Origin of the sequence: Lampropedia hyalina DSM 16112 (genome assembly GCF_900129055.1) — a bacterium.
GTDB classification, from domain to species: domain Bacteria; phylum Pseudomonadota; class Gammaproteobacteria; order Burkholderiales; family Burkholderiaceae_C; genus Lampropedia; species Lampropedia hyalina.
Window position 1 is genome coordinate 1 of the sequence record NZ_FQUZ01000041.1, and the last position, 25283, is coordinate 25283.

A 25283-nucleotide genomic window follows, 5' to 3' on the forward strand; every position below is an offset into this window, starting at 1 on the left:
GTGCGCGCTACGGCATCGCCTGGGGCGCGCTGGGAGCAGCGGAAGACTGCCTGGCCGTGGCGCGCCAATACACACTGGATCGCAAGCAGTTTGGCCGTCCGCTGGCGGCCAACCAGCTCATCCAGAAGAAGCTGGCCGATGCGCTGACGGAAATCCACCTGGGGCTGCAAGGCTGCCTGCAAGTGGGGCGGCTCAAAGACCTGCATCAGGCTCCGGTGGAGATCACCTCCATCATCAAGCGCAACAGTTGCGGCAAGGCACTGGAGATTGCGCGGCTGGCGCGGGACATGCTGGGGGGCAACGGCATCAGCGACGAGTTCAGCGTGGCGCGGCATCTGGTGAACCTGGAGGTGGTGAACACCTATGAGGGCACGCACGATGTGCATGCGCTGATTCTGGGGCGCGCCATTACTGGTATCGCCGCTTTTGCAAACTGACTGAACGACTGATACAGGAGCGTGTGATGGCCGCAGCCTTGTCCCATATTCGCGTGCTGGACCTCTCCCGCATTCTGGCCGGCCCGTGGGCCGGGCAGTTGCTGGCCGATCTGGGAGCCGATGTCATCAAGGTCGAACGCCCTGGCGAGGGCGACGATACCCGAGGCTGGGGGCCACCCTGGCTCCAGGACGAAGCAGGGCAGGACACCCCGGTGGCCGCCTACTACCTCTGCGCCAATCGCAACAAACGCTCCATCACCATCGACATCACCCAGCCCGAAGGACAGGCACTGGTCAAGCAACTGGCGGCCGAGTCGGATGTGGTGCTGGAAAACTACAAGCTCGATGGCCTGAAAAAATACGGGCTGGACTACGCCTCGCTCAGTGCCATCAACCCCCGGCTGATTTACTGCTCGATCACCGGCTTTGGCCAGACCGGGCCTTATGCACCGCGTGCGGGCTATGACTTTCTGATTCAGGGACTGGGCGGCCTGATGAGCCTGACGGGCCGACCCGATGGCGAAGAAGGCGCAGGCCCCATGAAAGTGGGCGTGGCCCTCACCGACATCCTCACCGGCCTGTATGCCAGCAACGCCGTGCTGGCGGCACTGGCCTGGCGTGAACAAAGCGGCCAGGGCCAGCACATTGACCTCGCGCTGCTGGACGTGCAGGTGGCATGCCTCGCCAATCAGGCCCTGAATTACCTCAGCACCGGTGAAAGCCCCCGGCGGCTGGGCAATGCCCACCCCAGCATCGTGCCCTACCAGGACTTTCCGACGGCAGATGGCTACATGATTCTGGCCATTGGCAACGATGGCCAGTTCCAGCGTTTCTGCACCGAAGCCGGACGGCCCGAACTGTCGCAGGATGCCCGCTTCGCCACCAACCGCGCCCGCGTGGCCCACCGGCAGGAGCTGATTCCGCTGCTGCGCCGCATCACCGTCACCCGCACCACAGCCGAATGGATTGCCGCGCTGGAAGCCAAGGCCGTGCCTTGTGGCCCCATCAACACGCTGGCCGATGTCTTTGCCGACCCGCAGGTGATCGCCAGGGGCACGCAAGTCACCCTGCCGCATGCGCAGGCAGGCACGGTTTCGCTGGTGGCCAACCCGATGAAACTGTCGGCCACCCCTGTGGACTACCGGCTGCCGCCCCCGCAACTGGGCGAGCACAGCGACAGCATCCTGCAAGACGTACTGGGGCTGGATGCCGCTGCCATTGCCGCGTTGCGTGAACAGGGCGTGGTGTGAGTGCTTGCCGGGGTTGAAAAGCTTCCAAATGGCACGGGTTCAATCAGTGGCAGTACGATATGACCATCGTGTGACAATCTGATTTTTTTCCCACCATTGAAAGAGCCTCCCCATGTTGAGCCACAAGACTTTTTGGCCCGCCCTCGTGGCCTCTGTGCTGACCCTGCCTGTGCTGGCACAGGATGCCAACCATGCGCATGGCAGCGCAGAGCCTGCCCCGCATTCCGCCCACGCCAGCCACGCTTCTGCCACGGACGGCCATGCGAACGAGGCGGACAGCACCCGAGCCTACCGTGCCGCCAATGACCGGATGCACGCAGGCATGGACACCGGCTTCACCGGCAATGCCGATGTGGACTTTGCGCGTGGCATGATCCCCCACCACCAGGGAGCCATCGACATGGCGAAAATTCAACTGCAATACGGCAGCGACCCGCAGTTGCGCAAACTGGCCGAAGAAGTGATTGCGGCCCAGGAACAGGAAATCGCCTTCCTGCAACAATGGCTGGAACGCAACGGGGCTGCCAAACCCTGAAAATGGCATAGGCAGATTGGGGATTGCCTCTTCTGGGGCAGGTGTTTGTTTGCTATTATGAGAATAATTTTCATCCAATAGTCGCACCGTTACCTGTATGTATGCTGCCAACGCCGATGTCGCCCGCCTCTACACCGATCACAACCTCTGGCTGCAAATGTGGCTGCGCAAGCGTCTGGGCAACACTGCGGATGCGGCAGATATTGCACACGACACCTATGTGCGCATCATAGAGGCCGACATCCACCCGCCGCTGCATGAGTCGCGTCGCTACCTCAGCCGCATTGCTGGCGGGCTTGCCATTGATCTGGTGCGCCGCCGCCAGATCGAAGCGGCTTATCTGGATGCCCTTGCTGCAAGACCTGTCGAATTGCAGCCATCCGAAGAGGCGCGTGCCATTGCTGTGCAAGCCTTGATGGAAGTCGATGTCATTCTTCACAAACTGACTGCCAAATCGCGTACCGCCCTGCTGATGTACCGGCTGGAAGGCATGACCTACAGCGAGATTGCCGACAAGCTGCAAGTCAGCCCCTCGTCGGTGGAAAAGTACATTGCCTCGGCTATGGTGGCCTGTCTGCAAGCGGCGCACCGGCGCAATTGATGGTATATGCGCCGGGGGCATTGGCATGCAGCACAATCCAATGACCGCACAGCTGCTTCGTCATCTCCATGTCTACAGCCCCAAACCAGCCACTTGACCCCACCGTCATCGAACGTGCGGGCCAGTGGTGGGCGCGCCTGGCGGCAGACGATGCCAGCGAAGCCGACAGAACCCACTGCGCGCAATGGCGTGCCCAGCACCCCGATCACGAACGCGCCTGGCAAGCCCTGCAAGCCTTTGACAGCAAGCTTCTGGCCGTACCTGCCGATGTAGCCCAACATGTGCTCAAGGACTCGGCAGAACGCAAAAAACGCAATGCCCGCACCCGCCGCCAATTTCTGGGCTTTGCCATACTGGGCGCAGGTGTGGGCACCATCGCTTACCTCGGGCGCAATAGCGACGTGTGGCAGATCGCCAGTGCCGACCACCGCACCGGCACCGGTGAAATACGCCAGCTTCAACTGGATGACGGCACGCAAATCGTGCTGGGCAGTGCCTCCGCCATCGATGTGGACTACACCGCCACACACCGTCGCATCCTGCTGCGCGCCGGGCACATCATGGTTACCACCACCGCCGATCCGGCACCGAATTCCAGACCGTTCAGCGTACAAACCCGCCACGGCACTGCCACCGCATTGGGCACCCAGTTTGCCGTGCATCTGCACGATGAACGGACGACGCTGGAAGTATTTGAGGGTGCCGTACTCATCAGCCCGCATGCAGCCCCCGGCCAAATCCTGCGCGTCGAGGCAGGCCAAGCCACCGAGTTCAACGCTATGCAAGTACAAGTCCCTGAAGCAGTCGATGCCGCCGCCCAGGGCTGGACGCAAGGCATGCTCTCCATCACCGACATGCGCCTGGGCGACGTGATCGAATGGCTGGGCCGCTACCGCAGCGGCATCCTGCACTGCGATCCCGCCGTTGCCAACCTGCCGGTGACCGGCACCTTCCCGCTGCACGATACCGACCGCGCCCTGCATAACCTCACGCTGGGCCTGCCCGTGCGCCTGCGCTGGCGTACCCGCTACTGGGTCACGGTTGTGCCGCGTTGATCAGGGCGGGTGCATCCGCCACCTGGAAGATAAAATCAGGGCATGTCGTACGGACATTCGGCGTACAATAGCACCCGAGCATCAACGCATACCGCAAGAGAAATCCCATGCTGAACACGCCAGAAACCACCCAGAACAGCCGCAGTGCCCGTCTTGAGGCCCGAGTATCCAGCGCGCAGAAAGACCTGTTTCAACGCGCCGCCATCTTGAGCGGCCGCACCTTGAGCGAACTGGTGATCGAAAGTACGCAAGCCGCCGCCACCCGCATCGTGCAAGAGCACGAACTCATCCAGCTCACGCGCAGCGAACAGCAAGCTTTCGTCGCCGCCCTGCTGAATCCGCCGCCGCCCGGTGTACGCCTGCGCAGTGCCATTGCCAGCTATCGCCAGAAGACGGAGGGCTGAGTGCCTGAACCCGCCAACCCAGGCAGCCGCCGCATCCGTCTTGGGCTGGATGCCATCCAGCCGCTCGGCAAGGTGCATGATCGCTCGGCCTTTGACTGTGGCAACCATGCGCTCAACCGCTATCTACAGCAACAGGCCAGACAGGATGCCCAGCGTCACGTCGCCGCAACTTTTGTCCTGTTAGACGACGATGGCATCGTGCGCGGCTTCTATTCACTCTCGGCATCCCTGATCGCCTTGCCCGAGATACCTGCAGCCCTGTCTCGCAAACTACCGCGCTACGACCACCTGCCTGTCACCTTGCTTGGGCGTTTGGCGGTGGATCAAACCATCAGCGGCCAGGGTGCAGGCCAATTCCTGTTGGCCGATGCCTTGCGCCGCAGCCTGGAAAGTGCCCTGCAAGTCGGTGCCATCGCAGTCATCGTTGATGCCAAGGATGCAGAGGCAGAGCGTTTCTACAAACACTTTGACTTCCTGCCATTCCAGCAAACGCCACTGCGCCTGTTTCTGCCCATGCAGCAGATTGCAGACTTGTTTGATGCTCCGGCAGCCGAGACTGGATAAGCAAAGGCATGTTGTTTCGTTTTTTTACAAAAAAACATTGAGGCTTTTTCGCGTTCGTTCGGAAAACAAGATGAGAGGGCAACAAATGCCAACCCATCATCCGAGCAAAAAGGAGCTTCACCATGCTGCAACGTCGCGCCAGCGCGCCTCAACACCGCAGAGTCAGCCTCATCCCATGCACCAGCGCACAGCCGCAAGCCGCCCACATACCGCACCAGCCGCGTGCGCTGGCCATTGCGGCGCAGTGTGCTTTGCTGGCGAGCCTGTCTGCGGGGGCGATGGGGTTGCTGCTTGCGCCTGAATTCGCTCACGCCCAGGCGGCGCAAAGCGCGCAGGCCAGCCAGCCCGCGCAGGTGAAAAGCTACAACATCCCCGCCAGTTCGCTGGCCGAGGCATTGCGTGCCTTTGCCAGCGCAGCGGGGGTGGAACTGACGGTGAATGGCACCCTGGTGCAAGGCAGGCAAAGCCGTGGTTTGAATGGCAGCTACAGCGTGGCCAGTGGCTTTGATGCACTGCTCAGCGGGCACAACCTGCAGGCGGTGCGGCAAGGCAATGGCAGCTATGCGTTGCGGGCAGTAGAGATGCTGCCGGAAGTGACGGTGACTGCGCCGGGTAGAGGCAGTGGCAGGGGTGACGTGGCGACCTTGCCGGAAGTGGTGGTGACGGCGGGTGCATTGGGCGTAACCGAAGGCACGGGCAGTTACACCACAGAAAGCACCAGCGCAGCCACTGGCCTCTCCCTCTCTCTGCGAGAAACACCCCAATCGGTAACAGTTTTCACACGTCAGCGTATAGATGATCAACAACTGAACTCGTTGGCCGATGTGGCACAGCAGACACCTGGGCTCTATTTATCCAACACAGGCTCTGGCACAGACATTGGTGGCTATTCCGGCATTTATTCGCGCGGTTTCGCCGTCAGCAGCTACCAGATCGATGGACTGCCAACATCGGGTGCGGCGTTCACATTTACCGGTTCGGGCGTCGGCATGACGTCTTTTGATACGGCAATCTATGACTCTGTGGCAGTGGTGCGCGGTGCAACTGGTTTGCTGACTGGTGCTGGCGACCCCAGTGCCAGCGTTGGTCTTACACACAAACGACCAACTCATCAATTCCAGGGTTCTTTGGAAGGTAGTCTTGGTCGATGGGATAAACGTCGCGTGGTGGCCGATGTGGGTGGGCCTTTGAATCGGGGTGGTACTGTGCGCGGCCGACTGGTTGGACTCTATGATGAAAGTTCCTCTTGGATCAGTCGCTATCAGGGAGCAAGAAACACCGTATATGGCGTGGTCGAGGCGGATCTGACGCCTGATACCTTGGTGAGTTTAACTCTGGAACACAACAACGAGCGCAGCAATAGTGCCGAAAGTTACGGTTTTCCCGTCCTATATAGTGATGATAGCACCTTGACGCCATTTACCCGCCACGATGCAATTTTTGCAGAATGGAGCAACTGGCACAATCGACGTAGCAGTGTACAGATCGCACTGGAGCATGCATTCAATGAAGACTGGGGGCTCAAAATAAATTATGGTCATACTGACCGTCAGTTCAATCAAAAAAGAAATAATTTGGTAGGGATAAGCTCGGATCATGTGGCAGGACGTATTACAAGGGTTGTGAATAATTTAAAGTACGACTCAGATTCCGTTAGCGCAACTCTGAATGGTCGGTATAGTATTTTCGGAACAAGTCACAATTTAATTGCAGGATTCAATAGCCATAGGCTGACTCAAAAGCAAGGGCCTGGAAACGGAGCTGATAGTTTAATGGGCTACCAACTCCCAATAATTAATGGAATTCCGCAGATTTCAGAGCCAGACTGGGGCGGATATAACTCCAACCTTGGAGGATCAAGGGGTAAAACCAATCAATCTGGTTTTTATCTTGCTACACGTCTAAAACCGACAGATGATCTCGCTCTGATACTTGGGGGCCGCTGGAGTGACTGGGATTATCGCAGCATCAGTGCAAGTGGCGTCAGTTCGGGGCGGAGAAATTACAGCAATGTATTTACACCCTACGCTGGGGTTGTTTACGACCTAACCAACCACCTCTCGATTTATGGAAGTTATACAGAAATATTCAATCCGCAATCCGCAAGGGATATAGCGGGCAATCTGTTGGATCCCGAAGAAGGCATCAACTACGAACTTGGGTTGAAAGGTGATTGGTTCAATGGCAGATTGAATGCCAGTGCCGCAGTTTTTGAAACGGTCAAGGACAATCTTGCGGTTGCGGACGGAAACAACATCACACCAGAAGGCGGACAGGCTTATATCGCGGAAAACGATACCAAGACTCGTGGCTGGGAATTGGAGGTTCAAGGAGAATTGGCTCGTGGCTGGAGCATGCAAGGCGGTTATTCTCGGACATTCTCCCGTGATAACGACGGCGAACGCCTTTATACCAACCGACCGATCCATATGTTTAAGCTATACACCGCTTATACGCCTCAAACCATGCCACAGATGACTTTGGGAGGAGGGTTGTACTGGCAGAGCAAAACCTATTATTCATCTGCACCTGAGTCATTCCGCCATCTGGTGACCCAGAAGAACTATGCAGTAGTTAACCTCATGGGGCGTTACGCTTTCAGTGATCAATTGAGTGTATTGATAAATTTAAACAATGCATTCAACAAAAATTATAGAACAAGTCCAGGAGATCATGTTTACGGTGCCGAGCGCAATCTAACGGCAACTCTGAAATATCAGTTCTAACCAATAGGGAAGATAATGAAGCATATGCGAATTAAAATAATTGCTATGATGGCCGTGGGTGTGCTGGCTGGTTGCGATTCTTCACAAACCCTGACCAAGGTTGATGAATCGAAACTGATTGCCACAACGACTGCCGAGCATTTAGCTACTGAAGCTGATTTAGCTCCTGCGGTGTATGAATTAATTCATTCAATTCACCAAAAAGCCGTTTTCGTTGCTGCGCCTGACTGGAAGGATGACAACAAATCACGAGTGCTTCGCATTCACTCTGACACCCTGGCGGTTCAAGGCGAAATCGTATTGCCACATGTCGGTTTCAGCCTTGCTCTGGATGATGCGAACGACCGGCTGTACGTCGGTCATGGAGGCGAGGGGTTTGTCAGCGTAGTGGATACGGCCAATAACCGTCTCATTGAAACCATTGCGCTCGCGCCTGGCTTTGACAAGTTTCCCTACCATGTGCGCGCACTGCGTTTGGATGCCTCTGGCAAGCACCTGTATGTGCCGGGTATCGTCAGCGATCCCGGCGCGGACAGCGTGCTGTTTGTGCTGGATACAGAGAAGTTACAGGTGATCAAGACGATTCCCGGTTTCGGTTTCTACGGTATCGGCGTAGCCGTAGACGATGCCCGCAATCGGGTGCTGGTAGGCAATGGCGAAGGGTTAATCAAACTGGTAGACATCAACTCTCTTGCGATCACAGGTGAATTTGAAGTCAATACGGGCACACGCCTTTTCAATTTGGCACTGAGCACTGATGGAAACTACCTCTACGCCACAGATAGCGGAGGTGTTGAAGACAAGCAAGCTTTCCGCAAGAACTACCCGAACCAGCGCGTGATGGGCGACTTGCCACGCACCGCCGTGTTCGATGCCGCAACCGGGGCAGAGCTTGCCAGCTTCACCACCGCTGCGGCGGCGGCACCATCCTTGGCAATCGTGGAAGACGGGAAACGCCAACGTCTGTATGTGAGCAACCGGGGTGATGGGGGCAAAGGCTCGGTCTCTGTCTACGACACGACGGATTTCCGGTTGGTGCGCACCATCGACCTGCCCGCACACCCCAACAGCCTTGCGCTGGATGAGGCGCGCAATGTGTTGTTTGTCTCGGTCAAGAACGATGAGGCTAGGCGCAAGGCGGGCAAGGCTGAGAGCGTGGTTCGCATTGATCTGAATGCGCTTTGACGCGTACTCGTAACCGGAGCCTCTTTTGCTAAAACAGCACCGCGTATCCAGCGCAGTGCGCTGGCTTTTCTTTGCCTGCTCACTATCAGGAATCGCCTTTTTACTCTGGCACGCCTTCTTCCGCACTGAGCAGGTAATCGAGACTGCCCCTGTCGAGCGCGGCCGCATCGAGCAGGCCGTGACCGCCCCCGGCACCTTGCAGCCGCACCGCTATGTGGATGTGGGCGCGCAGGTATCGGGCCAGATTCGGCACATTGCGGTTGCCGCTGGTGATGTGGTGCGGCAAGGCGATTTGCTGGTGGAGATTGACCCAGCTATCCAGCAAGCCACGGTTGCTGCAGACCGCGCTGCATTGGCCAGCCTGCAAGCCCAGTTGCTGGAGCAGGAAGCTTCCCGCGATCTGCTGCGCCAGAAGGCCGACCGCCAGAAGGTGCTGGTCGAACGCGATGCCGTGAGCCGCGAGAGCTTTCAAACCGCTGCTGCCGACCTGCGCATGGTGCAGGCGCGCATTGCCAGTTTGAAGGCACAGATCGATGGCGCACGTTCCACGCTGTCAGGCAATGAAGCCCTGCTGGGCTACACCCGCATCTTCGCGCCGATGGATGGCACGGTGATCTCACTGGAAGCCCGTGAAGGCCAGACCCTGAATGCCACCTACCAGACGCCCAATCTGTTGCGGCTGGCCGATCTCTCGCAAATGACAGTGTGGACGGAAGTCTCCGAAGCCGACATGGGCAAGGTCAAGGCCGGTATGCCTGTGTACTTCACCACCCTGGGCTTGCAAGATGTGGGCGGCAAACCCCGGCGCTGGAATGGCACGGTGCGGCAGATTCTGCCTGCGCCGCCTTCTGCGGGTTCGGGCGAAGGCGGGCTACACGCGAGCAACAGCAAGGTGGTGAACTACACGGCCTTGTTCGACGTTGCGAACGATGACGCCGCCTTGCTGCCGCAGATGAGCGCACGGGTGTTCTTTGTGGCGGCCGAAGCCGATGACGTACTGCTGGCCCCGCTGGCAGTGCTCAAGCCCACGGGCGAGGCAGACAGCTACACGGCGCAGGTGATGGAAGGTGAACAAATCACCGAGCGCAACGTGCGCATTGGTGTGCGCGACCGGCTGAATGCGGCTGTGCTGGAAGGCTTGCGTGAAGGTGACTTGCTGGTGACCGACATCACCGAGCAGCGTGGCAGCCGGAGGTTGCGGTGGTGACGTTGCGGACGCGCTGGATGGCGCCGTTTAGACGCATCTCAACCACTGATGGGCAGCAGTTTCGCACCCTCATGTTTCGCCAGAGCCTTGTCGAACGTGACGGTGTGCTGGCAGCCCAGACGGCGGTGGCGTGCCACGATCAGGCAGTCTGCAAATCCTGCCTTGCCGTGGCGAAAGGCGTTGGCGGCTTGCTCCAACGTGGCGCGATGCTCGAAGGCAAAGGTCTTGACGGACAGCAGCAAATCGATCACGCCGGCCAGGGCGGCTTTGCCCATGCCATAGCGGGCCTTGAGCACCCACAGCGTTTCGACAATCACCAGATCGCTGATGAAGACGGCTTCCGGCGTGTCGTTGATTGGTTCCAGCAAACGGCGCACGGCCTGCGCCTGCGCTGCGTCGTCATTGACGAGCAGGCGCACCAGCACGTTGGTATCGAAGCCAATCATGCGTTGTTGCCTTGGCTGTGGCTGGCCTGGGTGAATCTGACGTTGGCTTCAGCCTCGATGGTCTGCTCCATTTCCTGCACGCTGACGGGTTTGCGGCCCGGCTCGTGCAGCGCGCCAAAGATGTCCAGTGCAGTGCGGCTGACGGGGCGGGCGCGAATCGTGCCATCGACGATGTCGAAATCCAGCCGTGTGCCTTCGGCAAGGCCAAGCTGGTCTCGGATGGCCTTGGGCAAGGTGATCTGGCCTTTGCTGGTAATGGTGGCGTGCATGGCTTTTCGCTCCTTTGATGATATTTCTGATGATTGTAGATTTGTCAGAAAAAAGTGCAATGGTAAGGATTCCAAAGGATGTGGAGCATTGGCATGACCACAGTATTGATCGAGCTTGCCAATATCCGCAAGAGCTACGGCGGCCAGGATGGCACGCCAGCGGTAGAGGTGCTGCACAGCATTGACCTTTCGATTGGCGCGGGCGAGTTCATCGCCATCGTCGGCGCATCGGGTTCGGGCAAATCCACGCTGATGCACATCCTGGGCTGTCTGGATCAACCTTCTTCCGGCTCGTATCGGTTTGCAGGCAAGGACATTGCTGCGTTCTCAGCCGACCAGTTGGCCCAGTTGCGCCGTGAAGCGTTTGGCTTTGTGTTCCAGGGCTATCACCTCATCCCCACGCTGGATGCCTCGCACAACGTGCAGGTGCCTGCGGTGTATGCGGGGGTGGATGCTTCTGTTCGGTCCGAGCGGTCTGCATCCTTGCTGACCCGTCTGGGATTGGGTGAGCGGCTGGACTATTTCCCCAAACAGCTTTCAGGCGGGCAGCAGCAGCGCATCTCGATTGCCCGTGCCTTGATGAATGGCGGGCAGGTGATTCTGGCCGATGAACCCACTGGTGCCTTGGACAGTGCGACCGGCATGGAGGTAATGAAGCTGCTCTCCGAACTGGCCGAGGCTGGACATACGGTGATTCTGATCACGCACGACCTAAAGGTGGCGGCACAAGCCAAGCGCGTGGTGCGTATTCACGATGGACGCATCGTCGAAGACCGCATTCCCGTCATGCCGGACTCGATCCGGCATCCAGAGGGTACATCTCATGGCTCTGCCGTTGCTTCTTCATCGGCAGTGACTGGATTGCGGGTTCAGCCCGCAATGACGGACTCGGGTCATGCCATCGGTCTTGCCGAAGCCTTCGCCAGTGCCTGGCGCACGCTGTGGGTCTCGCGCTTTCGCACGCTGCTGACCCTGCTGGGCATCGTCATCGGGGTGGCTTCGGTGATTGTGCTGATGGCTGTGGGCAAGGGTTCATCGGAAGCCACGCTTTCCAATCTGGCCGCCTTCGGCAGCGTGCACCGCGTGCAGGTCTGGCCCGATACCGATCCGAACCACGGCCAGAACGCCGGTTTGTCGCTGGTGGATGTGGAGACGGTGCGGGAAGTGGCGAATGTGCAGGCCATCGTGCCGTTCAACCCGCAGCAAGGGCTTTTGGTGGCGGGTGAACAGTCGTTCTCCACCTGGATTCTGGCCACTGGCTCTGAAGGCATGGAGGTGTTCAACCTGCGCATGCAGTCGGGCAGCTACATCACCAGAGAGGATGAAGAGCAGATGGCAGCGGTGGTGGTGCTGGGCATTGGGACACGGGGGAGGCTGTTTCCCGATGAATCCATCAATCCACTGGGGCAGTACATCCAGATCAATGGCCTGCCATTCCGGGTGATCGGGGTGTTGCAGGAGACGGGCGACGATGAGGAGGACAATACGGTGATGGTTCCCTTTGCCTCGGCCGCCCATCGGCTCTGGGGCAGTCAGGATGCCGGGGCGGTTCAGTTGCGTGTGGGGGATCTCGCGCAATTGGATCAAACCGTCATCGGCATTGGCAATGCGCTGGAGCTTGCAAGGGGTGCCAGAGACTTCCGCGTGTTCAACGATGCGGTGCGAGTCAGGGCACAGAACGAGGCGAGCAGACAGCAGGCGTTGTTGCTTTCGCTGATTGCTGGCATCTCCCTGATCGTGGGCGGTATTGGCGTGATGAACATCATGCTGATGAGCGTGAAGGAGCGCACCCGGGAGATTGGCATTCGCATGGCAACCGGGGCGCGGCAGAGCGACATTCAAAGGCAGTTTCTGAGTGAGGCGGTGGTGGTGTCGCTGACCGGTGGGGCCATTGGGCTGGTGCTGGGCATGGGCATCGGTGCGGTGCTGATGCTGCTGGGGGTGCCGGTGGTGTTCTCGGTTCGGGCGATGCTGCTGGCGTTCGGGTGTGCGCTGGCGACGGGGCTGGTGTTCGGGTGGATGCCAGCGAGGGCGGCGGCGCGGCTCAGGCCGGTTGCCGCATTGGCCGGAGAGTGACGATAGACGCAATGAACGTCACCAGCATGGAGAGCGTGGGGGTGAACCTGAATGATGGCAGGCTTGAGATCGTAAACACGTTCTTAACCCGAATGGCACTTACTTAGACCTGTTTCCCGTCATTCCGGGCTTGACCCGGAATCCAGTGACAAAGCAAGCCAAGAGAAACGAACGTGTTTTTTCTCCATGTCGTCACTGGATTGCGGCCTTCGCCGGAATGACGGCGTTCAGTAAGTGCCATTCTTCTTAACCCAGCGTGACGATGACAGGCGCGTGGTCGCTGGGCTTGGGGTATTTGCGGGGCGCGCGGTCGATGCTGCATTGCGTCACGCTCGCTTGCAGGGCATTGCTGACCAGAATGTGGTCGATGCGCAGCCCCCGGTTTTTCTGGAAGCCCAGCATGCGGTAATCCCACCAGGAAAAGCTTTTTTCGGCCTGCGGGAACAGCCGGAACGCATCGTGCAGCCCCAGGGCTTGCAGTGACTGGAAGGCGGCACGCTCCTCGACGGTGTGGTGAATGGTGTCTTTCAGGCCCACCGGATCCCAGGTGTCCCGGTCGTCGGGGGTGATGTTGAAGTCGCCCAGCAGCACCAGTCGGGGGTGCAGGCGCAGTTGTTCGTGCACCAGGGCATGGAGGTGCTCCAGCCATTGCATTTTGTACTGGAATTTGTCGCTGCCCGGCTCCTGTCCGTTCACAAAGTAGCCGTTGATGATGCGGATTTCGCCCTGCGTTCTGGCATCGACTGTGGCACTGATGACACGCGCCTGCTCGTCTGCAAAGCCGGGAATGTTGCGCATGGTATCGTGCAGCGGCAGGCGGCTGAGAATCGCCACGCCGTTGTAGGTTTTCTGGCCGAATGCCTGGGCGGCATAGCCTATGGCGGCCAGTTCGGCATGGGGGAATTTCTCGTCCACCAGCTTCAGTTCTTGCAGGCACAGCACATCGACCGGGTTCTCGGCCAGCCATTGCAGCACCTGCGGCAGGCGTACATTGAGCGAATTGACGTTCCAGGTGGCAATGTGCAGCGAAGGGGTGGTGGGGGTGGTGTTCATCTGGGAGGCGTGAATGAAAAGATCGGCAGTTTTACAACAGTTGCGGCAAAAAACTGGAAAAAACCGCCATGCGTCTGGTGCCCAGAGGCACAAGTGCGATGGCTGGCTGGTGGCCGTTGCCTGTTTCCCATATGGGTCTCGGCGGTGATACGGGGTGCAGGGTGGAGGATGCAGCGGTCTTGTTCTAAGCTGGAGCCGACTGTGAAATATGCCTATCCTGTTGAATTTGCGAGATTTTTGAGAATACAGGGTTTTTCCGGTTGTGGTGCGATACGCTGTGATTGGGAGGGGGGAAATCAATGCAGGGGTTGCCTCTGATGGCTGTGCTGGCCTGCATGGTGCTGCTGTTTCAGAACTGCAATTGCGTGGCAAATTCGTCCCGATCATTATCATAAATATATAAAAGTTATATTGAATGAATTTTAAATAATTGAATTAATATAATTTTTTCATAAAATAGTCGGCAGCAACCACAAGTTGCCGGGCCAGACACTGCGCCGACAGCGTTTTCTGGCCCCTTCAACCGGGCATTTCTTCGTGCCCCAGACCGGTGGGTGGTGTCTGCGCCTCCGCCGCTGATTGTCGGCTGTCCACGGGTCATGGGTATGGCGCGCATGGATGGTGTCTCTTGATGGCAGACAGGGGATTGGTGGGCCGTGGCCGCAATGGACACGGGTATGCCGCGCGAGCCATGGGCTGGCGCAGGCTCCAATCGGTAGGTGTGCGGGCTGCGGCCATCGGCACACGCGACAACAGGCTGGTGCGCGGCATGAGCGGCCAGAAGAAATGATGAATGCTTCGACAATGACTTTTCGCCCGGCGGGCCGTTCCTCCGGCCTGGTTTTCTGGGTAAGGAAGATGGTGCGCATGGCGCACAAGACCACGGTGTGGTATGGCACGGCCACGGTGCTGGCACTGGTGGTGCTGGCCTTGCAACCGGGTCTGCGCAGTTCTGCCGAATCGTGGCTTTATGGCTTGCTGCATGAGCGCAAGGTGGCCAGCACCGGGCTGGACATCCAGCCCCAGGCACACGAGCGCGCCACGGCCATCAACTGGCTGGACCTGACCGAGGAGCAGGCGGCCGTGGCCTACTGGCTGAGCAAGAAATACCGGGTTGCTCCCGAGCCGCTGGGGGCACTGGTGGCACAGGCCTATACGCTGGGGGAGCGGTACCGGCTGGACCCGACGCTGATTCTCTCGGTGGTGGCGATTGAATCCGGCTTCAACCCGTTCGCCCAGAGTGCGGTGGGGGCGCAGGGGTTGATGCAGGTCATGACCACGGTGCACGAGGAAAAATATGCCCTGTTCGGTGGCAAGCATGCGGCGTTCGATCCGCTCACCAACCTGCAAGTGGGAGCGGTGATTTTGCAGGACTGCATTCGTCGCTTTGGCGGCGTGCAGCCCGGATTGCGTTGCTATGTGGGGGCGGCCAAGCTGCCCAGCGACGGTGGCTATGCCGCCAAGGTGCTGGCCGAGCACACGCGCTTGCAAAAGGTGAAGGCCGACGGCTCGCGCGGCCTGCCTGCCCGATACCGGGAACAGTTGCGTGCCAGGGCACGCGAAATGGCCGCCGGAACCCCCAACAGCCAGAAGTGGGCGCAAAGAGCAGCCCCAGACCACGCATCCAAGGCTTCTTGATGAGGGTAGGCGGCGCGCCTATTCGTTGAAGTGGTCGAATGAGCGGATGGCATGGGGCAGGGCGTTCCCGTGCGCATCCCGCAGTTCGATGCCTTCTCCCGCCACGATCTGGCCGATGCGGTGGACGGGTGTGTGGCTCTGGCGGGCAGCATGGGCCACCTGCTCCCGCAAGGATGCGGGTGCGGTGAAGGCCAGTTCGTAATCGTCGCCACCCGACAGCCCGTAGTGGTTTTGCCGCTCCAGGCTCCAGGCGGCCAGTTGTGGGTCGTGCCAGATGGTGGAAGTCTGGCGCACGGCATCGGCCACCACCTGCGCGCCCACGCCCGAGGCACTCAGTATGTGCCCCAGATCGCCCATCAGCCCGTCGCTCAGGTCAATGGCGGCAGTGGCCAGCCCGCGCAGGGCCTGACCGAGGGCCAGGCGGGGCTGGGGCATTTCGATGCGGTCGATCAGGTGCTGGCGCAGCACGGGGTTGTCGATGGGCACATGCCCGAGTTGCACGTCCAGGGCCAGTCGTGCCTCACCCACGCAGCCGCTGACGTAAATATCGTCGCCCACGTTGGCTCCACTGCGCAACAAGGCCTGCCCGGCTGGAATCTGTCCGAATACGGTGATGCTCAGTGTCAGCGGGCCTTTGGTAGTGTCGCCGCCCAGCAGCGGGCAGCGGTGTTCGGCGGCCAGTGCCAGCAGCCCTTCGGAAAACGGGGCCAGCCATGCGGCATCGGCCGCTGGCAATGCCATTGCCAGCGTGAAGCCCAGCGGCTGTGCGCCAGCGGCTGCCAGGTCGCTCAGATTCACTGCCAGTGCCTTGTGGCCCAGCCGGTACGGATCGCAATCGGGCAGAAAATGTCGCCCTTGCACCAGCATGTCGCTGGAGATGGCCCACTGCATGGCTGCCGGGGGCTGGACGATGGCGCAATCGTCGCCAATGCCCTGCACGATCTGTGCGAATGCCGCAGAGCCATCGGCATGGAAGGAAGGGAACAGCTCCCGGCTGCGGGATTGGAAAAACTGCTGGATCAGGTCAAATTCGCCCATATCGACGGTGGTGGGGTGAAAGGTCAGGAAAAAGGAAGTGGAGGTGAATCAGTGCAGCACCCGTTGAGCGGGGTCGGCGGGTTCGTCCGGCCACACGGGGGTGGGGGTGGTGTGTCCCTGTGCGTTCAGCTCGAACAGCGGAATGGGGCACTCAAATGCCTCTGCCGTTTCGGTGACGCACAGGTAGCGGCCTTGCATGGTGCCGGTGGCGGTGCTCAGGTGGCAGCCGCTGGTGTATTCAAAGGTCTCGCCCACCGCCAGCAGGGGCTGTTGCCCCACCACGCCCAGACCGTGAACCTCCTGCTGTTCACCGTGGGCATTGTGAATCAGCCAGTGGCGACCCACGATCTGCACGGCCATCGTGGCCGTATTGGTGATGCGGATGCGGTAGGAGAAGCGGTAATCGCCCCGTTCCACCTGGGACGAATCGGATTGAAAGCTCACGGATACCGTGATGGACAACGGAGGCGGGGTCTGGGGCATGGCAAACAACGACTTGGAAAGATTCAGAACAGATGGCGGTGATGGTGCTGGCTATATCGAAAACGGAAAATTGTCGCCGAAAACCCTTTCGCGGGGCTGCAAGGCCGGGGCAGGTTTGCGACAATGCGGGCATGAGCCATACCTACCGCATAGCCCCCTCGATTCTCTCTGCCGACTTTGCCCGTCTGGGCGAAGAGGTGCAAAACGTCATTGCCGCCGGTGCAGACTGGATTCATTTTGACGTGATGGACAACCACTACGTTCCCAACCTCAGCTTTGGCCCGATGGTTTGTCAGGCCATCAAGCCCCATGCCCGCACCCCGGATGGCCAGCCCGTGCCGGTGGACGTGCATCTGATGGTGCAGCCGGTGGACGATCTGGCCGCTGCCTTTGCCAGGGCAGGCGCGGATCTCATCAGTTTCCACCCCGATGCCTCCACCCATGTGCATCGCAGCATTCAGGCCATCACCGCCCAGGGCTGCAAGGCCGGGCTGGTCTTCAATCCGGCTGCTTCGCTGGATATTCTGGAATGGGTGCTGGACGACATCGATCTGGTGCTCATCATGAGCGTGAACCCTGGTTTTGGTGGCCAGAGCTTCATCGATTCGGCACTGCGCAAGATCGAGCAGGTACGCGAGAAGATCGACCGCCACGGCAAGGACATCCGGCTGGAAGTGGATGGCGGTATCAAGATCGACAACATCCGCCGCGCAGCCGATGCCGGAGCCGATACCTTTGTGGCTGGCAGTGCCATTTTCGGTGCCAGCAGCTACCGGGATGTGATCGACGCAATGCGCCAGCAACTGGCCTGAGCCGTCACGATGCACACGATGATGGCCCGGCCTGGGCCATCATCGTGTGCCCTTCCGACTCACTGTGGAGTTTCGTCAAAGTCGGCTGGATTGTGCTCACCGCTGTAAGGCTTGACTGGTGTGGTGTCCTGCAACTGGGCCTGTTGCCGGGCAGCTTCTTCTTCCGAGATGAACTCGAAGTACTGCACCACCTTCTGCACCCCGGATGTGGTGCGTGCCACTTCGGTGGAGAGAGCGGCTTCGCGCCGTGTCACCAGTCCGCGCAGATACACCACGCCCCGCTCGGTGTGAATGCGCAGGGAGTTCGATGGCAGGTTTTCCGTGCCGATGATGCGGCTGCGCACCTTGCTGGAAGTCAGCAGGTCGTTGGAGCGTTGTGACAGGGTTGAACTGGGGCCGACGACCAACTCGTTGCGCACACTGCGCACATTCTCGATTTGCCGTGCCACTTCCTGTGCCCGTGTGCGGTCTTGTGGGGTGGGAACTTCGCCGGTCAGCAGCACATGGCGGTTGTAGCTGTTGGTGCTGATGTGGTAGCCCTCGGTGATGTGCTCTCGGTAAGCATTGGCGGCTTTCAGCTCGATGGCCTGGTCTTCCACCTGGGTACCGGATGTTCTGCGGTCGGTGGCGACCACTCCGGCAGTGACCACACTGCCCACCAGCAGTGGGGCGCAGCCGCTCAGAAAAGCCGAACCAGCCAGCAAAATACAAAGAGCCGATTGAGAAGCGCGAATGGACATGGGCTTGAATCCTTGTGATGGCGTGATCGTGTGATAGGCAGCGCGCACGATAGCATGGAAATGGTCATGGCCACCTGCGCTGCATGGCCTCGTATAGAAGCCCGAGTGTATGCAAAGTTGCCAAGGCACTGCGCAAACCTTGCAAAAATTCCGTGTATCCCCACTGGAAGCAGGCTGGAGTTCACACAGAATGAACGGTTTTCGTATGGCTGGATATTTGTTCTAGGTACGCCCTGATGCGAGAATGCCAGGATTTGCGGGCAATGATCGCCTACGTTCAGTGTCTGAGAACGTGTTCACGATCTGATGAAGAAGGAGAACCACGCATGACCGCCAACCTGCCCGCCAATCCTGATCTGGTCATGCTGCCAGACCCTCAAGGGCGCGTCCAGCTTCGACCCAGTGACCACGGTGAGTTGCTGCTGTGCCGCCCCAGTGGGCCAGATACCATCGTGGCCGTGCAACCCGTCGCATCCTTCAGCCTGTCGGCTCCACGGGAGTGCATCAGCCTCGTGGATGCCCACGGCCGGGAGCAAGCCTATATCCAGCGACTGGATGACCTGCCACCCTCCCAGCGTGCCCCTGTGGAAGCCGCGCTGGCATGGCGAGACTTCATTCCGGTGATTACCGCCATTGTCTCGGTTTCGAGCTTCTCGACCCCCAGCGTCTGGCAGGTCGAAACCGACAGGGGCGAAGCCACCTTGCACCTGCAAAGCGAAGACGACATTCGCAAGCTCGATGCCGAAGGCCAGCATCTGCGCATCACCGCCAAAAATGGCCTGCAATTCGCCATCCCCGGTGTGGCTGCATTGCCCAAGGCTTCCCGCAAGCTATTGGCGCGGTTCATTTGATGGCCGATGGGATTTTGTCGAGCACTTGTACAATTTCCAGCACAATCCCTTTCGATTCTTTGAAACGTCTTCAACCGATACAGGGCAGGACAGCGGCATGACACACCTTCAATTCTCTACATGGGCTTCCTGCACCCTGATGGCTGTGGGTGCGTCCGTGGTTTCCACGGCCACTGGGGCACAGCAGTTGTCGGATACGGCATTGGTTCCGACCGCCGGGGTCACCTATACCCGCAGCGACGACATACTCTGGCTGGAGCGCACGCGCGACTTCACCCATGATTTTTCCTACAGCGTGGCCAAGACCGTGGATGGCTGGTTTGGCAACGACCCGTTTGCCGAAAGCGGCGGCAAGGTGTCCGGCCATGTGCGCCTGAATACCTTGTGGGATCAGGACGATGGCCTTGATGGCAATGTGCGCTTTCGCCTGCGGGCCGATCTGCCGAACCTGCGCCGCCAGGCCTACGCCTTCGTGGGGCAGGACAACGAACGCGAGGAAGTCACCGATCAGCCGGAAAACTTCAGCCGCCAGCAACTGCTGTTGCGCGAAAGCCGCCGCGATGACCAGTCGTTCTTTGCCGGGCTGGGGGTGGACCTGAAGAAAAATGTGGATTTTCGCGTCGGGGTGCGTGGCGGGCTGAACTTCTATGTGCAGGCACGCTATCGCGACCACTGGCTGCTGTCGGATCGTGACCGGCTGGATTTCCGCCAGACCCTGTTCTGGACGGTGGACGACAGCATCGGGGCCACCACCGTGCTGGATTACGAACGCGCCTTCTCTCCCTCGCTGGCATTGCGCTGGAGCACCACCGGAACCATCACACGCAGAAGTCATGGCTTCGAGTGGTACTCGGGCATTGGCCCCTTCAAGACCCTGAACGAAAAGCAGCTGGTGGCTCTGGAAGCCATCGTGCAGGGCAAGACGGGCGCAGTCGATATTTCCAACTATGGAATGCGGGGCACGTTCCGACAGACCCTGTACAAAGACTGGCTGACCGGTACGGTGACCGTGGGGCATTTCTGGCCCAAGAACGACGACGACCCCCTGCGCCGCAAGGCCTGGGCGGTGGGCGTGGGCGTGGAAATGCAGTTCTGACTGCGAGGGCTTGGTCAGGTGGCCGCTTGGCTCGGATATGTTTCCGTTTCCAGCCAGCGCGTGGCCAGCGAAGCCAGGTAGCTGCCTCCCAGCGGCAACAGTGCATCGTTGAAGTCGTAGCTGGGGTTGTGTACCAGGCACGGGCCTTCGCCATGCCCGTCCAGCCGGTGGCTGCCATCGCCATTGCCGATGAAGGCATAGCAACCGGGAATTTTTTCCAGCATGAACGAGAAATCTTCTGCTGCCATGATGGGAGTCTGCTCCAGCAGATTCTCCGCTCCCACCAGATCGTGCAGCACCTCGCGGGCAAAAGCCGTCTCTGCCGCATGGTTGATGGTGGAAGGATAGATGCGGTTGAACTGGAAGTCGGCCTTGGCCCCCCAGGTCTGGCAGACCAGTGTTGCCATTTCTGTCATGCGCGTCTCGATCAGATCCAGCGTTTCCGTGGTGTAGGCGCGCACCGTGCCGCCCAGCTCACAGGCATCGGGAATCACATTGAACGTGTCGCCCGCATGCAGGGTGGTGACGGAAATCACCGCTGCCTCCAGCGGCTTCTTGTGGCGGCTGATGATGGTCTGCCAGGCATTGACCAGGTGGGTGGCCACCGGAATCGGGTCAATCGCCAGATGCGGCATGGCCGCATGTCCGCCCCTGCCCGTGATGCGCAGCCGGAATTCGCTGTTGGAGGCCAGCACCGGCCCGGCAGACAGCGCGATCTGCCCGGCTGGAATCCCCGGCATATTGTGAACGCCAAAAATGGCCTGCATCGGAAAGCGCGTCAGCAGCCCGTCTTCCAGCATCACCCGACCGCCTGCGCCAAACTCCTCGGCGGGCTGGAACACCACGGCCACCGTACCGGCAAAATCGCGGTGCTGTGCCAGATAACGCGCTGCGCCCAGCAGCATGGTGGTATGGCCGTCGTGGCCACAGGCGTGCATCTTGCCCGCAACCGCACTGGCATGGCTGAAGCGGTTGTGCTCCTGCATGGGCAGCGCGTCCATATCGGCGCGCAAGCCCACCATCGAGCCGTTGTCTGGGCGTGCGCCCCGAATCAGCCCTACCACGCCGGTACGGGCCAAGCCCCGGTGGATTTCATCGATTCCCCATTCGTGCAGCTTCTGCGCCACCAGATCGCTGGTGCGGGTCTCTTCAAACCCCAACTCGGGATGGGCATGAATATCACGGCGGATGGCCGTCAATTCCTCATGCCATTGGGTAATCGTCTCGAATGCATTCATGCCGTCAGCCGATCCAGGGCTTCCTGGTACTTGGCAGCGGTTTTTTCGATGACTTCGCGGGGCAGGCGTGGCGCAGGTGGAGTCTTGCCCCAGGGTTTGCCGTTGATGCGCACCTGCTCCAGCCAGTCGCGCACGAACTGCTTGTCGTAGCTCGGCGGGTTGCTGCCGGTGCGGAAGGCTTCTTCGTAGCCTTCCACAGGCCAGTAGCGCGAGCTGTCGGGCGTCAGCACTTCATCCATCAGTACCAGCGTGCCATCCTGATCGAGGCCGAATTCAAACTTGGTATCGGCAATAATCATGCCCTTGGTCAGCGCGTAGGCGGCAGCTTCCCGATACAGGGCGATGCTGATGTCGCGGATACGGGCAGCCAGCTCTGCACCCACGATTTCCACGGTTTTCTCGTAGCTGATGTTCTCATCGTGCTCACCCATTTCTGCCTTGGCCGCCGGTGTGTAGATCGGCTCAGGCAGTGGGGCTGCGTTGGTCAGGCCCGCTGGCAGGGAAACGCCACAGACGGATTGATCGTGCTGGTACTCCTTCCAGCCACTGCCGGCCAGGTAGCCGCGCACCACGGCTTCGATGGGAATGGGTTTGAGGCGTTGCACCAGCATGGCACGCCCTTCGACCTGCGCAATCTCTTCGGGAGTGACCACGCTTTCCGGTGTCTGTCCGGTGAGGTGATTCGGGCAGATATGGCCCAGCCGGGCAAACCAGAACAAAGCCATCTGGGTCAGCAACACCCCTTTGCCGGGAATGGGTTCACCCATGATGACATCAAAGGCGGAAATGCGGTCGCTGGCAACCATGAGGATGCGATCATCTCCCACAGCATAATTGTCGCGCACCTTGCCGCGTGCAATGAGGGGCAGGGACTGAAGGGAGGATGTGTGCAGGGCAGGAGAAACAGCGGTCATGGTGAAAAGCAACCCAAAAAGGAACAAATGCCATTGCTATTATCGGCTGTTTCATCGCGCATTGTGCCCAATTCAGCGGAGCTTGGAAATATCACCCCACAGTGGACATGGCAGGGTGTGGGACATACTTGTCAAAGTCCAGCCTCTGGCGCATAGTGGCACTGACAGCCCGATTCATGCAAGGGTTGATCGACAGACCAACAGACAGAAGGAGATTCACTATGAACCTGACCATCAGCGGCCACCACCTGGAAGTCACTCCCGCCCTGCGCGAGTATGTCAGCAGCAAACTGGTGCGTGTCACCAAGCGATTCGACCAGGTGATTGATGTTCGTGTCCTGTTGTCGCTGGAAAATGCGAAGGAAAAGGAAGAACGCCAGAGTGCAGAATGCACCATGCTGGTCAAGGGTGGGGATATTCACGTCAAGACCACCCATGAAGACCTGTATGCAGCAGTGGACGAACTGATCGACAAGCTGGATCGTCAGGTCGTGCGCTTCAAGGACAAGCAAAAAGAATTCGAGCACAAGTCGCACAAGGATCTGGCAACCAACTGACAGATTGAATCGATTGAAAAGGCCCCATAGAAGTCAGCATCTTTTATGGGGCCGATTTTTTGCCTTGGCTGGCTGGCTGGCCTGCCTGACGGGGCAACGTACCCCATGAAAAGATCGTAAACAGGTTCTTACAGCAACTGGTTCGGGTCTTCGCCGCGTTCGTACATCACGTTGGCACGCCCCACGATCAATGGATCCAGCCTGCCCACAGTTTCTGGGTCGCGGTTGCTGTATGGCAGCTTGCGCAGCGCATACCGCATGGCGTTGAGCCTTGCCCGTTTCTTGCAATCACTCTTGATGACAATCCAGGGCGAATCGGTTGTATCGGTATTGAAGAACATGGCTTCCTTGGCACGCGTGTAGTCATCCCACTTGTCCAATGATGCCATGTCAATCGGGCTGAGCTTCCACTGCTTCAGGGGATGCACCTGCCGCTCCTTGAAGCGGCGCAACTGCTCCTCCTGGCTGACACTGAACCAGAACTTGATCAGGTAAATGCCACTGTGTACCAGTTGGTGCTCGAACATGGGAACCTGGCGCATGAATTCCTGATACTGCGCATCGGTGCAGAAGTTCATGACCCGCTCAACCCCTGCACGGTTGTACCAACTCCGATCAAACAGCACAATTTCCCCATGGGTGGGCAGGTGCTGCACATAACGCTGAAAATACCATTGCCCCTGCTCTGTGGCACTGGGCTTTTCCAAAGCCACCACGCGTGCACCACGCGGATTCAGGTGTTCCATGAATCGTTTGATGGCTCCCCCTTTGCCTGCCGCATCCCGTCCTTCAAACACAATCACTACCCGCTGCTGCGTCTCCTTCACCCATGCCTGTAGCTTCAGTAATTCCGCCTGAAGTCGGAACTTTTCTTTCTCATAAGTGGAGCGGCGCAGCAGATTCTGGTAGGGATATGCTCCGTCGCGCCAGTTTTTGGCCAGTGCCTCGTCTGGATTGGGGGTACGGGCAGTACTGCTGTCGGTGCGGTTGAGGAACACATCTTTCAGAAATGCCTTGTCATCGGCAGAAGCCCCCTCAATCAAGCTGCGCAGTTCCTTGGCGCGTGATGCGAGCGGTCGCTGACTGAACACGATGTCGCTGGCAGCTTCCTCAAACTGCTTTTGTGCGGCTGCCTGAGCATCTTCAATTTCAAACCGCTCAATCGAAGCCCCTGTTTTCAGCGGAGCAGTATCACCTTGTACAGTTTTGCGAGGAGTCTTCTGTTTGGATGCCACGCCTTTGCGCCCAGTCGCCTGAGGCTTGGAAGCAGGCGCGGAGATGATGGTAGGGTTGAGGTCGGAGGGTGGGTTGGTATGGGATGTGGTCATGCTCGGTTGTTCTGTGTGGTCAGACTTGGGGAAATTCGGGGAGACCATCCGATGCCGCACGACCGCACTCAAGCAACGTCATGGCAGAGTGTGCAGAAGCAATAGAGAAAGATGCCCACTGCGGGTCTTGAATGAAGCCATCGACATCGAAACATGTCACTAAAATGTCATTTTGTCACTCAATCACAGGCATGCACAAGAAAATTTGTGTGCGTCTGACGTGCATGTCATTGTTTTTCAATGAATGTGAGTGCTTTTCGCAAAAAAGAAGATAAATTCTTCAGTGTTTGTTGGCAAGGCTACCGAAAACCCGTGGTATAGTATCGATCTTTCGCGGGACAGAAGAAGTGTGAAGACGCTTCGAAGTCTTGTTTGGCAGTTTGGCTTTAAGCTGATGTGCCGAGGGGTTGAGAGTTGATTTGAAGAGCTTGCAAAAATTCTTCAAATTATTTTCAAAAGCTTCTGAAAGTTGTGTTATAGTAGAGGGCTTCACTGATCGCGGTGAGGTTCTTAAAAAAGAAGACGGATTAGATAGTTTGTTTTCTTTGGTGTTCGTTAAAAACATACAGCCGATAAGCGTGGGCGTTTGGTAATTGCTCAAGTTCTTAGGAACAAAGGCAGAGATGCCTGGCAACCATTATATATGGAAAGCCAAACGCTCATGAACAGAACATGAAGTGTGTAAGTCTTATGATTTACAAATCCACTTCAATTCCGTTTTGAGTGAGTTTAACAAGATCGAACTATAGAGTTTGATCCTGGCTCAGATTGAACGCTGGC

26 protein-coding genes are annotated in these 25283 nt (G+C 58.8%); 17 read left to right on the top strand and 9 right to left on the bottom strand.

Annotated elements, in window-relative coordinates:
- The 10 genes from BUE21_RS12965 to BUE21_RS13015 form a co-directional block, all read left to right on the top strand.
- The coding region (locus tag BUE21_RS12965) for an acyl-CoA dehydrogenase family protein (protein WP_268767839.1) at positions 1-437 on the top strand (437 nt) is incomplete at its 5' end.
- A 26-nt stretch (positions 438-463) separates the two neighbouring features.
- On the top strand, positions 464-1687 hold the full coding sequence (locus BUE21_RS12970; protein WP_073357098.1) for a CaiB/BaiF CoA transferase family protein: 1224 nt from the start codon (positions 464-466) through the stop codon (positions 1685-1687).
- Between the two features lie 112 nt (positions 1688-1799).
- Positions 1800-2222 (top strand): CopM family metallochaperone, encoded by a 423-nt coding sequence (gene copM / locus BUE21_RS12975; RefSeq protein ID WP_073357080.1) that lies wholly within the window; start codon positions 1800-1802, stop codon positions 2220-2222.
- 97 nt (positions 2223-2319) lie between these two features.
- The gene (locus BUE21_RS12980) at positions 2320-2823 is read left to right on the top strand and encodes a sigma-70 family RNA polymerase sigma factor (protein WP_073357081.1); all 504 of its coding nucleotides are present in this window, start codon (positions 2320-2322) and stop codon (positions 2821-2823) included.
- A gap of 68 nt (positions 2824-2891) precedes the next feature.
- A complete protein-coding gene (locus BUE21_RS12985) occupies positions 2892-3878 on the top strand; it encodes a FecR domain-containing protein (RefSeq protein ID WP_073357082.1) in 987 nt (328 codons plus the stop codon).
- Between the two features lie 107 nt (positions 3879-3985).
- Positions 3986-4282, top strand: a complete 297-nt coding sequence (locus tag BUE21_RS12990; RefSeq protein ID WP_073357083.1) for a type II toxin-antitoxin system TacA family antitoxin — start codon at positions 3986-3988, stop codon at positions 4280-4282.
- On the top strand, positions 4283-4846 hold the full coding sequence (locus BUE21_RS12995) for a GNAT family N-acetyltransferase (protein ID WP_234971157.1): 564 nt from the start codon (positions 4283-4285) through the stop codon (positions 4844-4846).
- A 122-nt stretch (positions 4847-4968) separates the two neighbouring features.
- Positions 4969-7572, top strand: coding sequence for a TonB-dependent siderophore receptor (locus BUE21_RS13000; protein ID WP_200796742.1), 2604 nt, complete (start codon positions 4969-4971; stop codon positions 7570-7572).
- Positions 7573-7587: 15 nt separating this feature from the next.
- Positions 7588-8757, top strand: a complete 1170-nt coding sequence (locus BUE21_RS14580; RefSeq protein WP_143164534.1) for a YncE family protein — start codon at positions 7588-7590, stop codon at positions 8755-8757.
- Positions 8758-8782: 25 nt separating this feature from the next.
- Complete coding sequence (locus BUE21_RS13015; protein WP_073357086.1) at positions 8783-9964, top strand: efflux RND transporter periplasmic adaptor subunit; 1182 nt, start codon at positions 8783-8785, stop codon at positions 9962-9964.
- 38 nt (positions 9965-10002) lie between these two features.
- Here the strand turns inward: BUE21_RS13015 and BUE21_RS13020 are convergent, their stop codons facing one another.
- Together BUE21_RS13020 and BUE21_RS13025 are read right to left on the bottom strand one after the other, a co-directional pair.
- A complete protein-coding gene (locus BUE21_RS13020) occupies positions 10003-10410 on the bottom strand; it encodes a PIN domain-containing protein (RefSeq protein WP_073357087.1) in 408 nt (135 codons plus the stop codon).
- On the bottom strand, positions 10407-10679 hold the full coding sequence (locus tag BUE21_RS13025) for an AbrB/MazE/SpoVT family DNA-binding domain-containing protein (RefSeq protein ID WP_073357088.1): 273 nt from the start codon (positions 10677-10679) through the stop codon (positions 10407-10409). Before BUE21_RS13025 ends, BUE21_RS13020 begins: the two co-directional genes overlap by 4 nt.
- Before the next feature lie 93 nt (positions 10680-10772).
- On the opposite strand from BUE21_RS13025, the gene BUE21_RS13030 reads away from it, so the two are divergent.
- Complete coding sequence (locus tag BUE21_RS13030) at positions 10773-12755, top strand: ABC transporter permease (protein WP_073357101.1); 1983 nt, start codon at positions 10773-10775, stop codon at positions 12753-12755.
- 246 nt (positions 12756-13001) lie between these two features.
- Here BUE21_RS13030 and xth read toward each other — a convergent pair whose 3' ends face one another.
- A complete protein-coding gene (gene xth, locus BUE21_RS13035; protein ID WP_073357102.1) occupies positions 13002-13781 on the bottom strand; it encodes an exodeoxyribonuclease III in 780 nt (259 codons plus the stop codon).
- A 658-nt stretch (positions 13782-14439) separates the two neighbouring features.
- Here xth and BUE21_RS14725 point away from each other — a divergent pair.
- Together BUE21_RS14725 and BUE21_RS13040 are read left to right on the top strand one after the other, a co-directional pair.
- Positions 14440-14598, top strand: a complete 159-nt coding sequence (locus BUE21_RS14725; protein ID WP_159435861.1) for a hypothetical protein — start codon at positions 14440-14442, stop codon at positions 14596-14598.
- Between the two features lie 77 nt (positions 14599-14675).
- Positions 14676-15446, top strand: a complete 771-nt coding sequence (locus BUE21_RS13040) for a lytic transglycosylase domain-containing protein (RefSeq protein WP_234971158.1) — start codon at positions 14676-14678, stop codon at positions 15444-15446.
- An 18-nt stretch (positions 15447-15464) separates the two neighbouring features.
- On the opposite strand, the gene thiL is transcribed toward BUE21_RS13040, so the two are convergent.
- Both thiL and apaG read right to left on the bottom strand, forming a co-directional pair.
- Complete coding sequence (gene thiL, locus BUE21_RS13045) at positions 15465-16484, bottom strand: thiamine-phosphate kinase (RefSeq protein WP_073357090.1); 1020 nt, start codon at positions 16482-16484, stop codon at positions 15465-15467.
- A gap of 48 nt (positions 16485-16532) precedes the next feature.
- Positions 16533-16967, bottom strand: a complete 435-nt coding sequence (apaG, locus tag BUE21_RS13050; protein ID WP_073357091.1) for a Co2+/Mg2+ efflux protein ApaG — start codon at positions 16965-16967, stop codon at positions 16533-16535.
- A gap of 131 nt (positions 16968-17098) precedes the next feature.
- On the opposite strand from apaG, the gene rpe reads away from it, so the two are divergent.
- Positions 17099-17779 (top strand): ribulose-phosphate 3-epimerase, encoded by a 681-nt coding sequence (rpe, locus tag BUE21_RS13055; protein WP_073357092.1) that lies wholly within the window; start codon positions 17099-17101, stop codon positions 17777-17779.
- A 59-nt stretch (positions 17780-17838) separates the two neighbouring features.
- Here the strand turns inward: rpe and BUE21_RS13060 are convergent, their stop codons facing one another.
- Positions 17839-18519 carry a BON domain-containing protein gene (locus tag BUE21_RS13060; protein WP_073357093.1) on the bottom strand — a complete coding sequence of 227 codons (681 nt, stop codon included), beginning with the start codon at positions 18517-18519 and terminating at the stop codon, positions 17839-17841.
- 326 nt (positions 18520-18845) lie between these two features.
- Between BUE21_RS13060 and BUE21_RS13065 the strand changes: the two genes are divergently transcribed.
- A complete protein-coding gene (locus tag BUE21_RS13065) occupies positions 18846-19370 on the top strand; it encodes a cyanophycin metabolism-associated DUF1854 family protein (RefSeq protein ID WP_234971159.1) in 525 nt (174 codons plus the stop codon).
- Positions 19371-19467: 97 nt separating this feature from the next.
- On the top strand, positions 19468-20466 hold the full coding sequence (locus tag BUE21_RS13070; protein ID WP_143164535.1) for a hypothetical protein: 999 nt from the start codon (positions 19468-19470) through the stop codon (positions 20464-20466).
- Positions 20467-20480: 14 nt separating this feature from the next.
- Here the strand turns inward: BUE21_RS13070 and BUE21_RS13075 are convergent, their stop codons facing one another.
- Positions 20481-21704: a M20 aminoacylase family protein gene (locus tag BUE21_RS13075; RefSeq protein ID WP_073357095.1), complete on the bottom strand. Its 1224-nt coding sequence runs from the start codon at positions 21702-21704 to the stop codon at positions 20481-20483.
- The gene (locus BUE21_RS13080; RefSeq protein WP_073357096.1) at positions 21701-22618 is read right to left on the bottom strand and encodes a phosphoribosylaminoimidazolesuccinocarboxamide synthase; all 918 of its coding nucleotides are present in this window, start codon (positions 22616-22618) and stop codon (positions 21701-21703) included. The genes BUE21_RS13075 and BUE21_RS13080 overlap by 4 nt, the downstream gene beginning before the upstream one ends.
- 221 nt (positions 22619-22839) lie before the next feature.
- Here BUE21_RS13080 and hpf point away from each other — a divergent pair, with 221 nt between their 5' ends.
- A complete protein-coding gene (gene hpf / locus BUE21_RS13085; protein WP_073357097.1) occupies positions 22840-23175 on the top strand; it encodes a ribosome hibernation-promoting factor, HPF/YfiA family in 336 nt (111 codons plus the stop codon).
- A 128-nt stretch (positions 23176-23303) separates the two neighbouring features.
- Here the strand turns inward: hpf and ppk2 are convergent, their stop codons facing one another.
- Complete coding sequence (ppk2, locus tag BUE21_RS13090) at positions 23304-24503, bottom strand: polyphosphate kinase 2 (RefSeq protein WP_084523303.1); 1200 nt, start codon at positions 24501-24503, stop codon at positions 23304-23306.
- Positions 24504-25283 lie beyond the last annotated feature (780 nt).